The organism is Terrilactibacillus laevilacticus (genome assembly GCF_006517395.1).
GTDB classification, from domain to species: domain Bacteria; phylum Bacillota; class Bacilli; order Bacillales; family Sporolactobacillaceae; genus Terrilactibacillus; species Terrilactibacillus laevilacticus.
The window spans coordinates 193,080-205,883 of record NZ_VDCY01000002.1 but is presented as its reverse complement, the minus strand read 5'-3'; the positions used below and the strand labels follow the sequence as shown (position 1 = coordinate 205,883).

Annotated in this window: 9 protein-coding genes and 1 riboswitch; of the genes, 5 read left to right on the top strand and 4 right to left on the bottom strand. The window is 39.6% G+C overall.

The genetic code is table 11. The features are described 5' to 3' along the window. The first annotated feature begins 152 nt into the window (after nucleotides 1–152). Complete coding sequence (gene recQ, locus FG390_RS03980) at nucleotides 153–1,937, top strand: DNA helicase RecQ (RefSeq protein WP_141189744.1); 1,785 nt, start codon at nucleotides 153–155, stop codon at nucleotides 1,935–1,937. A 364-nt stretch (nucleotides 1,938–2,301) separates the two neighbouring features. Next, nucleotides 2,302–2,485, top strand: a riboswitch (Lysine riboswitch). 168 nt (nucleotides 2,486–2,653) lie between these two features. Next, nucleotides 2,654–4,099 (top strand): amino acid permease, encoded by a 1,446-nt coding sequence (locus FG390_RS03975; RefSeq protein ID WP_141189743.1) that lies wholly within the window; start codon nucleotides 2,654–2,656, stop codon nucleotides 4,097–4,099. 607 nt (nucleotides 4,100–4,706) lie between these two features. On the opposite strand, the gene FG390_RS03970 is transcribed toward FG390_RS03975, so the two are convergent. Next, the gene (locus FG390_RS03970) at nucleotides 4,707–6,257 is read right to left on the bottom strand and encodes an MDR family MFS transporter (protein ID WP_141189742.1); all 1,551 of its coding nucleotides are present in this window, start codon (nucleotides 6,255–6,257) and stop codon (nucleotides 4,707–4,709) included. A gap of 286 nt (nucleotides 6,258–6,543) precedes the next feature. Between FG390_RS03970 and FG390_RS03965 the strand changes: the two genes are divergently transcribed. After that, nucleotides 6,544–6,879, top strand: coding sequence for a DUF1516 family protein (locus FG390_RS03965; RefSeq protein WP_181406367.1), 336 nt, complete (start codon nucleotides 6,544–6,546; stop codon nucleotides 6,877–6,879). Nucleotides 6,880–6,994: 115 nt separating this feature from the next. On the opposite strand, the gene FG390_RS03960 is transcribed toward FG390_RS03965, so the two are convergent. After that, nucleotides 6,995–7,513: a GNAT family N-acetyltransferase gene (locus tag FG390_RS03960; protein WP_141189740.1), complete on the bottom strand. Its 519-nt coding sequence runs from the start codon at nucleotides 7,511–7,513 to the stop codon at nucleotides 6,995–6,997. A gap of 460 nt (nucleotides 7,514–7,973) precedes the next feature. On the opposite strand from FG390_RS03960, the gene FG390_RS03955 reads away from it, so the two are divergent. Next, a complete protein-coding gene (locus FG390_RS03955) occupies nucleotides 7,974–9,233 on the top strand; it encodes a glycosyl hydrolase family 18 protein (protein ID WP_141189739.1) in 1,260 nt (419 codons plus the stop codon). A 95-nt stretch (nucleotides 9,234–9,328) separates the two neighbouring features. Beyond that, complete coding sequence (locus FG390_RS03950) at nucleotides 9,329–10,192, top strand: NAD(P)-dependent oxidoreductase (protein WP_141189738.1); 864 nt, start codon at nucleotides 9,329–9,331, stop codon at nucleotides 10,190–10,192. A 98-nt stretch (nucleotides 10,193–10,290) separates the two neighbouring features. On the opposite strand, the gene FG390_RS03945 is transcribed toward FG390_RS03950, so the two are convergent. Together FG390_RS03945 and FG390_RS03940 are read right to left on the bottom strand one after the other, a co-directional pair. Beyond that, complete coding sequence (locus tag FG390_RS03945; RefSeq protein WP_141189737.1) at nucleotides 10,291–10,623, bottom strand: PqqD family protein; 333 nt, start codon at nucleotides 10,621–10,623, stop codon at nucleotides 10,291–10,293. A gap of 67 nt (nucleotides 10,624–10,690) precedes the next feature. Beyond that, nucleotides 10,691–12,568: an OPT family oligopeptide transporter gene (locus FG390_RS03940; protein WP_141189736.1), complete on the bottom strand. Its 1,878-nt coding sequence runs from the start codon at nucleotides 12,566–12,568 to the stop codon at nucleotides 10,691–10,693. Between the last annotated feature and the right edge of the window lie 236 nt (nucleotides 12,569–12,804).

Sequence of the window (12,804 nt, the reverse complement as noted above, 5' to 3'; positions counted from 1 at the left end):
AGTTTATGTCTATTCAAGGCGTCCATTCCTATCCACTGTTTTTTTAATAAAATGGTAGAAATAAAGTCAACTCCTGCGTTAAGATAAGACTATCGAATGAAAAAGATCTCGTAAACATAGATTGACTTATGGTAGGGAAGGATGACCCATGCATGCTTCAAGAAGCACAAGGTTTATTAAAAAAATATTTTGGTTATGATTCATTTCGCAGTGGGCAAGCAGAGATCATTAGTCGCTTACTTAATCAGCAAGACACAGTAGGAATAATGCCAACGGGTGGTGGGAAATCCGTTTGTTATCAAATTCCAGCCTTAATGTTGCCAGGGATTACCTTAGTGATTTCTCCCCTCATCTCACTTATGAAAGATCAAGTCGATGCGCTTGAAAAACAAGGGGTATCGGCGACGTTTATTAATAGTTCTCTCACAAGTGATGAGGCTTGGAAGCGCCTGAGGGGTGTATCAGATGGTCGGTATAAATTATTGTATGTCGCTCCTGAGAGATTAGAAGTTCCTTCTTTTTTAAATCGCCTCCTTCAACTTAATATTTCCTTAGTTGCAATAGATGAAGCGCATTGTATTTCTCAATGGGGACACGACTTTAGGCCAAGCTATCGGTTAATCATTAATATGATTGAGAGCTGCGCCGTGCGCCCAACCGTTGTCGCTTTGACAGCTACCGCAACACCGAGGGTGACAGCGGATATCTGCGACCTATTAAAGATTGGAAGAAAAGAAGTTATTCTAACAGGTTTTGCACGGGATAATTTGTACTTTCAAGTCATTAAAGGGCAAAGCAGACGTGTTTTTATAAATGAATATGTGAGAAAAAATAAAGATCAACCCGGCATTATCTATGCTGCCACTCGAAAAGAAGTGGACAACCTTCACCATTTTTTAAAAAAAGAAGGCATTCAGGTCGGAAAATATCATGCAGGGATGTCTGAAGAGGACAGACAGAAGAATCAAGAGCAATTTCTATATGATGATGTGACCGTACTTGTGGCTACAAATGCCTTTGGTATGGGAATTAATAAATCGAATGTACGCTACGTTATGCATTATAATATGCCTCGAAACATTGAAGCCTACTATCAAGAAGCCGGGCGTGCGGGTCGTGATGGTGAACGGGGAGACTGCATCCTGCTATTTGCCCCAGAAGATATTCAATTGCAAAAATTCTTTATCGATCAATCTGAAATGGATGATGTTTTAAAAAAAGACGAATATCACAAACTTGAGCGAATGATTAGTTATTGTCATACGGAGGATTGCTTACAATCTTATATACTTGAATACTTTGGGGATCAATCGTCTGAACGATGTGAACGTTGCGGGAACTGTAAGGATGACCGCAAACGGCAAGATGTCACTCGCGAAGCACAAATGGTTCTATCCTGCATCAAGCGCATTCGTGAGCGCTTTGGTAAAACATTTGTGGCACAAATCTTAACCGGAGCGACGAATCAGCGCATTAAAGATTTTGGATTTGATCGATTATCGACGTATGCGATCATGCGTGATCGGACGCAGAAAGATGTAAGTAGTTTTATTGACTTTTTAACGGCGGACCAATACCTAATCCCCTCCGGAGGAACGTATCCGACACTTTCGCTGTCTCGAAAAGCGATCAGTGTGCTTAAAGGAGAAAGCAAAGTCTTTAAAAAAGAAAATATCAAAGCTGTTAAAGTCACCGTAGACGATGCTTTGTTTGAAAAACTACGCGACATTCGAAAACAGCTAGCGGCTAAAGAAATGGTGCCACCGTATGTTGTTTTCTCTGATCAATCGTTGCGTGATATGTGTGCGAAACTCCCATCATCCGATATGGAATTTCTGATGATTAAAGGTGTCGGTCAGCAAAAACTCGAACGATATGGTGAAGTCTTTTTACGTGCAATTGCAGAATATCAAGGGAATAAAGAAGTATCATTATAGTTGATCATATGATGGAAAAACTTAAGAAATTAAAATCTCAGCCGAGTAAACGGATCAAAAGTGACGAACAATCGAGTTTCAGCCGAGTAAACGGATAGTAGATAAAAAATGGTCCAGATGAATAAAGTAGGACATGCACCGAGTCAATCTACTATGTAGGCGAGAGGTAAATAACGATCATTTTCAAGATAACTTGCTTAATGATTAAGGAAAAATCAAAAAAATTATTGTGTAATTATGACAAAATAATGAAAATCAACTGGTTGGATGATATTGCCACAGTTGCTACTCTTGATCATGCTTTCTTTTTCCTGTACACTAAAGAACGTTATCATAATTGCATATCAACATCCTCATCATCGTACGGTGGGGTAGAGGTCGCGATATCTATGAGTAGGACAGAGGAGACATAGGAAGATCTATGAATCTGTTTGAAAGGATATATCGCCGAAACGAAACTGAGATTCCTAGCTCACTTCGTTGGGGCTGCTATCGAATAGGAGCAGAACTGTCACATTACAAGGGTAATGTGGTGTGCTATCAAATGGAAGAGGTAGAGGGTCATTTTTCCGCTTGGATACACAACATCTATGCGGTTTTTTTGTGCTTAAAGAAGATAAGTGCATGGTGGACATGTTTTGTCTACTTAAACAAGGTTTGCCGGTTGGCAAGCTTTGCCCTTTTTTCTTCCAAAATTTTGGAGGTAATAAAGCATCATGTCTATTCAGTCAAATGAGACATCAGGTCTCAAACGTGGTTTAAAATCACGGCATTTAACAATGATTGCGCTAGGTGGCGCCATTGGTACAGGTTTATTTCTAGCAAGTGGGAATTCTATTTATACCGCAGGACCTGGCGGAGCACTGCTTGCTTATGCCATTATTGGTTTAATGGTGTACTTTCTAATGACCAGCTTAGGGGAACTTGCGGCCTATATGCCACATAGTGGATCCTTTAGTACGTATGGCACGCGTTTTGTTGATCCTTCCTTTGGCTTTGCTTTGGGCTGGAATTATTGGTACAACTGGGCCATTACGATTGCAGCGGAACTCTCTGCAGCAACCATTATCATGAAATATTGGTTCCCGCACAGTTCATCCCTTTTGTGGAGCGGTCTATTTCTTTTACTCATTGTCTTGCTTAATATCTTATCGGTAAAAGGATACGGTGAATCCGAATACTGGTTTTCTCTAATAAAAGTCGCTACTGTTATCATTTTTATTATCATTGGTCTCTTAATGATTTTAGGCATTATGAAAGGTCACACGGCAGGATTTTCAAATTTCACTAAAGGTGATGCACCGTTTCATGGTGGTTTTTTAGCGATGTTTAGTGTTCTTCTCTTGGCAGGGTACTCATTCCAAGGAACTGAACTTCTTGGCGTCGGAGCTGGTGAAAGTGAACATCCAGAGAAAAACGTCCCAAAAGCGATGAAAAGTATTTTCTGGCGTATAATTTTATTTTACATTGTGGCCATTTTTGTTATTGGGATGATCCTTCCATATGCAGATCCAAGACTTTCATCAGGTAGTGTAATGGTCAGTCCTTTTACACTTGTTTTCAAAAAAGCAGGACTTGCGATTGCGGCATCTGTGATGAATGCAGTCATCTTAACGGCCGTTATCTCTGCCGGAAATTCGGGTCTTTATGCGTCAACACGTATGCTATATGCCCTGGCAGCAGAAGGGAAAGCACCAAGATTTTTAGCTAAAGTGAATCATAGAGGGATTCCAGTATATGCCCTTCTTGCTACTGCAGCGATAGGAGCGGTTGCTTTTATTGCCTCTTTATTTGGAGATGGCGTGGTATATACATGGCTGCTAAATGCCTCAGGAATGTCTGGCTTCATTGCATGGCTTGGTATTTCAATCAGTCACTATCGATTTAGACGAGCCTACAAAGCTCAAGGTGGCAACTTATCTGACCTTCCATATCGAGCAAAATGGTTTCCATTTGGCCCGATCTTGGCCTTTATCATTTGTGCGATTGTGGCGATCGGTCAAAACTATCAAGCCTTTACAGGTGGTCAAATCGATTGGATCGGTGCATTAACAGCGTATATCGGGATTCCGCTTTTCTTGATTATATGGCTCGGGCACAAATGGAAAAACAAAACAAGATTAATTCCATTAGATAAATGTGATCTGACGCGTCATCAATAAGTAAATAAAAAACACAATTTTTGGAGTCAGAAATTTGGTAGATAAACCTTGATATAGTTAGGTTAACCTTCCATCCATTGGGTCAGTAGACTATGAACCAAACATAGCATGCCGACCCTCTTCAAAAACTCTCCCAAGCCCCTCGTTTTTTGAGGGGCTATTTTCATTTTTCTTTATGAGATCCTCCATGGTAACATAATGATCTTGCCACTCAAAACATTTGTTGGATAAATAACAAAATAAAAAGGACCCATGATATATGCGCCCTGCAGCATCGGCTCCACCTACGCCGTATGCCATAACAACCACAATTGTTGTTCAACCTAAGATTATTATAAATGATAACGCTTACAATATCAACCCGAATGATCAAATTGACCCTTCGAAAGGTCAAATTATTAAAAATAAGGCAAAACCACCCTGTTGTTAGCACCGAATAAGCCAGGTGACTTCACTCACATGGTATTAACTTTTCGGAGTTTCAAATATAAGTGATGAACATTTGCGGGAGTTTCTCCTGCGTTAACTTAATAACATCCATAAATGGATAAACTATACAGGTTATAATCGGAAGGAAGGGAGATAAATCATCTCCCTTAAACTAGATTCACGATGCTTTTTCTTTAGATTTGTTTGACCCGACACTTCTTGCATTTCCCATGAGGAAAATAAAAATTAATGACATAACAACCGGAATTAACGCAAACAGAAATGTATGTGTAATGGAGACTGACATCGCATGGATGATTTTGTCTAAAATAAATGCAGGTATCTTCGAACGATATTCGGATTGAAAGATTTGATTGACATTATCTATCTTGGCAAGAGGATTTCCACCTGCTTGTCCACCCTGACCTGCCAAGTGTTGCTGAATACTTTTCATAGCATCTTTCATCTTATCTGTAAAAATGTTATTTTGAATCGAGCCAAATACAGCAATACCAATGGTCATACCTAGCGAACGTAAGAAGGTATTCGTTGAATTAGCTGTTCCACGATATTGAGGCTCTAACCGATGAATCGATGCCATAGGTAGTAATGAAAATGAAAATCCAACTCCAAAACCTGCGATCCCCATATAAAGAATAAGTAACGCATGAGGTGTGGACGGTGTCATATTAGCAAGTAACAGCATACCAGCAAAGAAGGCGATAAAAGAAATAAACATTAAGTTACGGAAGCTCGTTTTTGATTGAAAAATGCCTCCTATGGAGCTGCCAAGAACTGAACCAAGCATCATTGGTGTTAAAATAAATCCTGCATTGGTTGCAGATCCACCATAAACGGCCTGTACAAAAATGGGAATATAGACCGTTAATATAATAAAAGAACAACCATATAAGAAAGCAAGGATTTGTGATGCGGCAAACAAACGCCGTTTAAATAACCAAAATGGTAAAATAGGTTCTTTTGCTTTTAATTCAGCAAAGAAAAAGACAACAAAGAAGACGGCAAAACTAGCGAACAAACTTAGAATTTGCCAAGACTTCCAAGCATATTCATGCCCACCGAGCTCTAAAGCAAACATAAGACTCACAACGGAAATCACAAGAGTAATGGCTCCTGTCCAATCAATGACTTGTTTATGATGTTTAGTAGATTCTTTATAGAAAGTCGTGATTAGGACGAACGCAACAATACCGATGGGGACGTTCACATAAAAGACCCAATGCCAACTTAAATAATCTGTAATATAAGCACCAAGAAGCGGCCCAAGAACACTTGCCAAACCAAAGACGGCACCAAATAGGCCTGTCATTTTTCCACGCTTTTCAGGTGGGAAAATATCAAACACAATCGTAAAGGCAATCGGCATCAGAGCTCCACCACCAATTCCTTGAAGAGCTCTAAAGAGGCTTAGCTGGGTCATTGTTTGGGCGATACCGCATAAGGCTGACCCAATTAAAAAAACGATAAGACCAAATATAAAGAAACGCTTTCTGCCAAACATATCTGAAAGTTTACCGAATATCGGCATTCCAGCCATGACTGTAATCATATAGGCCGCAGTAACCCAAATAAATTTATCGAGACCCCCGAGATCCGATACGATGGTTCCCATAGCAGTGGCCACAATGGTATTGTCCATCGCTGCCATTAACATTCCCAGTAGGAGTCCGGCAATAACAAATTTTAAATGACTGCTTTTTATCTCCATTTTTTCTCTCCTTTATTCACGTGATATTCATTTATGTTTTTTTAAACAGGGTGGCCAAATGACTTTGTTTCTTCCTAAATAAATCGCATAGAACTGATTATACCTTTCACGTAAAGATTAAACAAATTTCTAGTAGTCATGATATAAGTTGAATATGAACAGCACATGAACAAGATTAATTTATAGTCAGCGCTTGATTATGATAAAATAAGAGCAAGTCAAAATATACATATTTAATATTGTAAAATTTACTTGAATGTAATCAATGATGAATGGAGGGGTGAAAGTGAAAGACACTTTACTGACGATTCATGGGTATTCTTGGATGATTTTAGCTGTTTTATTCTTATTAACATGCCTTTTTAGTCGCCAGAAGCTAACCGCTATGATCTTGCGCCTTTTTTACTTAGTGATGATTATTACTGGTGTATGGATGCTGATACTTTATCATTTTCCTATTACCCCAATCATAAAGTTGTTTCTAAGTTTAATATTAATCGGCTTTATGGAAATGCTTCCTGCTAGAATTCGACGTGGTCAATCGACAACGATTCTTTGGATTCTATTTGGTATTGATTTTATCGTCATCTTGCTTATGGGTTATCGAGTAATACAGTTCTAAAAAAATGTAGTCCTTTTTTAAAAGGGACTACATTTTCGATTTGTAAGCTTTTTTAGTGTTTTTCAGAACATGAGAAATCTATTTGTTCTTCCACGCCCCATGTTTCTTCAAAATACTAGCCTTCAATCCAATATCTCTTAACCACGTTCCCATCCTCTTCTACAAAATCATGGTCTTCTACTCCACCATTTTTCAAGATGGTTTTCTTAGAGCCTATATTACTTGCATCACAAACAACCAATATTCTCTCGATTCCCAGTCCTTTGGCTTTTTCAATCGATAAGTTTAATAGTTTTGTAGCAAAACCTTTGCGGCGTTCAGTTTGACGGATGCCGTAGCCAATATGACCACCACAATTATAGAGATTTTCAGTTAAACGGTGGCGTATATTTGAAACACCAAGGATACGCTGATTTTCATCCATTAACCAGTAAGTTGAATCAGGAACCCATGACTCAGGTAAACCAATCCCTTTTTCGCTATCTAGAAGACTCTTCACCATTCGAGGAAAGTCTGAAGGATCCTTTTCTATAACCCACGGAATCATCGGTTCGCCACTTTGCTTCCATTCATGATAAAAATCAAGATACTCTTTTTCGTACTCGACCGTTGGCTTTGCTAAAAACAAAGACATGTCATCACCTCATCTAATAGTTGGTCTTACACTATCACAAGAAGGTCCTTTTTTCTATTAGTGCGTGTTTAAAAAGGTGACAAACGAAAAGGGTTACTGGCTAAGTACGCTGGCATCCTGCAAGAAACGCCAGTTACTTGCCCGTCCTGGGCGTCGGAAGGCTAAGAGCGGCGCTGTTTTGAGGACCGGAATGTAGGTTTTTACTACATGAGGACCGGAAAAACAAGCGGGCGCCGAGATTCGTAGCTTATCATTTGGTGACTTTTTGAACAACCTCTATTAGGATGGTTAAATGTCCATTTTAATTGTTGGTACATTTGGCCACTTGAAACCATGAACCCACTTCCATTAAAAACTTTTCGAACATCTAAGAACTAGATGAATATCATAGGAATAGATGTGGAGCTAGTGAATGAATTTTATAGCCAATTAAAAATGGCAATGGAAAGGGTGGGAGACCTTGTTTGTCTATACTGTAAAATCAGGAGATTCCTTATATAGCATTAGTCAGAGATTCAATATAAATTTTGATACATTACGTGCAGTAAATGGCCTGCAACAATTTCTTCAAGTCGTGCCAGGTCAGGCACTTTTAATTACAACGGATCAGTACGTTGTGCAGCCTGGAGATAGTTTTTTTACAATAGCAAGATCGGCCTATGTAACCATTGAAGACATGCAAAGAGCCAATCCAGGCGTCAATTCAAATCAACTGAGGGTTGGTCAAATACTCAACTTACCGACTCCGCCAAAGACGGTTATCTCAAATTTAAGCTATACGCAATTACGGATACCTTCCATTGATACAGCATTAGTGAATAACTTCGCACCATACTTAACATACATTGCATTGTTCGAAATACATTTTAATTGGAATGGAGATCTCAGTACGTTAGATGATACAGATGCAGTGACAGCAGCCTGGCAACGTCGAGTGAGGCCCGTTATTACTGTCACAAACTTAACATCAAGCGGTTTTAGCCCTGAGCTTGCAACTCGTGCCCTAAACGGAACGACAGTAAGAGAAAATCTAATTAGAAACATTATTAATTATATGACATCTCATGGTTATGGTGGCGTTAATATTGATTTTGAAGGTGTTCGAGGCTCAGACCGTGTCGTTTATGCGAGTTTCTTACAAGAGTTAAAAAGTAGAATGCCACAAGGAACATCGTTAACTGTCGCGGTGCCTGCAAAAGTAGATGACACAGCACCATGGACCCGAGGCTATGATTACGGCGCTATTGGTGCTGCAGTAGATGGCGTCTTTCTTATGGCGTATGACTGGCATTACGTTGGCAGTGAACCAGGACCAACAGCGCCACTACCTAATGTGGAACAAACGGTACAGTATGCCATTAGTCAGATGCCTAGAGAAAAGATCTTTTTAGGTGTTCCATATTATGGTTATAACTGGGTTGTTCCTGTCACTCCTCAAAATCCAGGCGCAGCCATATCCAGCCTAGCAGCAACGAATTTGGCGATGAGGTACCAGGTACCTATTCAATATTCAACGAGAGATCAAACCGCCTTTTTTAATTACACAGATGAAGAAGGACAGAATCATACGGTTTGGTTCGACGATACACGAAGCCTTTTTGCTAAAGCTTTGCTAGCCAAAAGGTATCGCATCGGCGGGATCGGAGCATGGCAATTAAACCTAAGTTTCCCACAAGCACCTTACGTATTGACACGCGTTTTTCGAATTCGAAAAGTTTAATTTATTCGTCGTCTCATAATCTTTTGATGGATTCAGAAAGACATGTTATGTTTATAATTGATAAAACATGAGTTCATCGAAAGTGAGTGAAGAGGATGTCAAAACCAATCATTGGTTTTATTGGAACTGGAGTTATGGGTCAAGGAATGGTACGTAATTTATTTAAAGCCGGCTTTAATGTTAATGTCTATAACCGAACAAAGGAAAAAGCTGATGAACTAGTCAAAGAAGGTGCCACTTGGTATGGTTCACCGGCTGAAATTGCAGAAGCGTCAGATATTATTATTACGATAGTCGGTTATCCAAAGGATGTCGAGTCTGTTTATCTCGAAGATGGAATTTTGGCTCATGCCAAAATAGGGGCTTATGTGATCGATATGACCACATCATCACCACAGCTCGCTGAAAAAATACATGAAGAAGCTGAAAAACGAGGGATTCACGCATTAGATGCGCCGGTTTCGGGTGGAGATGTAGGTGCGAAAAATGGGACCTTATCGATTATGGTAGGCGGAGATAAAGAAGACTTTGAAGCGGTTAAATCTGTTTTTGAAGCCATGGGTAAAAACATCGTCTATCAAGGCAAAGCAGGCGCAGGTCAACATACGAAAGCAGCCAACCAAATAGCGATTGCTTCGGGTATGTTAGGTGTTGCTGAGGCCCTAGCCTATGCTGAACATGCTGGACTTGATCCTGAAACAGTCTTAAGTAGTATTTCACAAGGGGCTGCCGGAAGCTGGTCCCTATCTAATCTAGGACCTAGAATGTTAAAAGGTGACTTTGAACCTGGATTCTATGTCAAACACCTGATCAAAGATATGAAAATTGCTCTTTCTTCAGCTGAATCATTAAATTTAGACACACCAGGTCTTTCACTATCGGAAAAACTTTATGAAGAACTCGCTGCCTCTGGAGAAGAAAATAGCGGGACACAAGCCATCTATAAAAGATACAAATAATCATAAATGAAAAAGACTCCGATTTAAACTGTAACTCTACTGTTTAACGTCTTAACAGTTGGAGGCACAGTTTAGATGGAGTCATTTTTTTCTTACGATCATTTATTCCATTCAATCCATTGATTAGCTTCTAGAATTTGCAAAAACTTTACTAAACGGGCTAATGCCTTGTCATCTTCGTTCCCAAATTTTTCGATAAAACGTTTTTCGATATCAAGAACAGTTTGTTTTCCGTCAAGTTGACCTACAACAAACTCACCAAGCGCATCGAGTTTAATCTTCCGACATGAAGGTTGCTTAAAAAAACGAATCGATAGGCGTTCCAACCAATTTTGACGTTGTATCAGTAAATAAGGATCTTGATCTCTTGCGACTTTAACCCCTTCTTTTAATTTTGGAGATAAAAGAAGCATGTTATCTTTTTTCTTCATATCACGACCTCCTCGTATATTAAAAAACTTCCTTCCAAACACAGGAAGGAAGTTTTATCTTTATTAATTAAGCTTTTCTTTTCTTCATGCTCACGCGATACAATAACCAACATACGATTAGGAAGAGAACAAATGGAAGCCATTGATTTTGAATGATGACATTCGCTGGAAGCGGTACTTTGACCCAGATAAGGACGGCAACGATGACCCCAATAAGAGATTCACCAGCAATTAAGCCTGCCGCATACAACGTTCCTCGTTCCACACTTGCTTCTCTTTCTTGATCTGATTTTGAAAAACGATTGACGAAATAGCGAACGATTCCGCCAAAGAAGACGGTCATACTGATATTGATAGGCAAGTATAATCCAACCGCAAAGACTAGTGAATTAACTCCCATAAATTCAACAGCAACCGCAATAGCCGCTCCAATAATAATCAAGGTCCAAGGCAAGTTACCATTGAAGATACCTTGTACTAAAATTTTCATTAATACGGCTTTTGGTGCTGGCATGGCTGCTGTTCCAAATCCATAGACTTGATTGAAAAGGACGAGCATAAAGCCCATCACAAGACCACTAGCTGCAACGCCTATAAGCATGGCCACTTGTTGTTTCCATGGTGTTCCACCAACAAGATAACCTGTTTTTAAATCTTGTGATATATCACCTGCAACGGCTAGAGCTGTACATACAATGGCTGCAACCGTTAATGTCGCGAGAATACCAGTTGCACCGTGTTGGCCAAATAATTTGAAAACTAATGCGACAATAAGCAGCGTTGCGATTGTCATACCTGAGACCGGAGAAGATGAACTTCCGACAACCCCGACAATTCGAGAGGCTACTGTAACAAATAAGAATCCAAATATCGCGATGGCAATCGCACCAATAAGGCCAACCTCAGTTAGAGGAACAAAGGCAATGATGAGAATGAGTAAGATAATACCGAGAAGAACATATTTCATTGGCATATCGCGATCTGTGCGTTCGAGTGAACGTTTCCCACCATTCGTATTTTGTAATGATTGAACCGTTTCAGCGATGGTTCTAACAAGGGTTGGGAGAGTTTTTAATAAAGTAATCAGACCACCGGCTGCAACGGCACCTGCTCCGATATAACGAATATAGTTGTCCCAAATAGCCGCAGCATCCAATTGCTTTAAGGCTTCGGTTGCAGGGAAAATAACGGCTGCGTTGTCTCCGCCGAAAAATCCAATCATAGGGACAAGGACGATCGAAGCAAATAACCCACCAGCTGCCATCTGAGCAGCAATACTTGGTCCAATAATGTAACCAACACCAAGTAGAGCAGGGTAGACTTCCATACCGACAAAAGCATTTTTAAAACGCCAAATACCAATATTCAAGTCCGATTTTACCAATTTAACCGCATCAACGATTAATTTTAAAAATCCACCGACTAAAAAGCCAGATAAGACCAATTTGGCATTTTGGCCACCTGTTTCACCACTTTTTAAAACTTCTGCACAGGCTGTGCCTTCCGGGTATGGTAGGATTTCATGCTCTTTAACAATGAGCATTCTACGCAAAGGCACCATCATAAAGACACCGAGAAATCCACCTGTTAATACAATAAAAATAAGAAGAATTTGTGAGATCTTAATATTGAGTAAAAAGAGGGCAGGCAAGGTGAATACAGCTCCAGCTCCTAAAGCTTCGCCCGCTGTTGTCATTGTCTGCACAATATTATTTTCTAAAATGGAGTCGCGTTTAAAAATTCCACGCAAAATCCCCATGGATATAACTGCAGCTGGAATAGACGCAGATACGGTCAAACCGACTAATAAACCCAAATAGGCATTAGCGGCACCAAATAAAATAGCTAGAAGAATACCTAATATAATGGCGGTTACCGTTAACTCGGGTAACGACTTTGAAGCCGGTACATATGGAGTAAATGTCTCACTCTTTTTTTGGCTCATGTTGTCATCTCCTTGAAGTGTTAGAATTATGAGAATATAATGTAAAAAACTCCCAAATATACAAACCTTGTCTATAGTACAAAAGTCAAACGGATAATGCAAGAGATATCGTGCTTTATGCACTAGTAATATATACCATTTGTTTATATTTTTAATTATCATAAAGGGAACTTTTCATCTAAGAGGAAGGCGATATAGACAAGGTTGGCTCTGACAATTTTTTTCGATCTTCATAA

Excerpts from the sequence above, each read along its gene's own strand:
- FG390_RS03940 (WP_141189736.1), bottom strand. The coding sequence starts at position 12,568 with ATGAGCCAAAAAAAGAGTGAGACATTTACTCCATATGTACCGGCTTCA.
- FG390_RS03975 (WP_141189743.1), top strand. The coding sequence starts at position 2,654 with ATGTCTATTCAGTCAAATGAGACATCAGGTCTCAAACGTGGTTTAAAA.
- FG390_RS03945 (WP_141189737.1), bottom strand. The coding sequence starts at position 10,623 with ATGAAGAAAAAAGATAACATGCTTCTTTTATCTCCAAAATTAAAAGAA.
- FG390_RS03970 (WP_141189742.1), bottom strand. The coding sequence starts at position 6,257 with ATGGAGATAAAAAGCAGTCATTTAAAATTTGTTATTGCCGGACTCCTA.
- FG390_RS03950 (WP_141189738.1), top strand. The coding sequence starts at position 9,329 with ATGTCAAAACCAATCATTGGTTTTATTGGAACTGGAGTTATGGGTCAA.
- recQ (WP_141189744.1), top strand. The coding sequence starts at position 153 with ATGCTTCAAGAAGCACAAGGTTTATTAAAAAAATATTTTGGTTATGAT.
- FG390_RS03960 (WP_141189740.1), bottom strand. The coding sequence starts at position 7,513 with ATGTCTTTGTTTTTAGCAAAGCCAACGGTCGAGTACGAAAAAGAGTAT.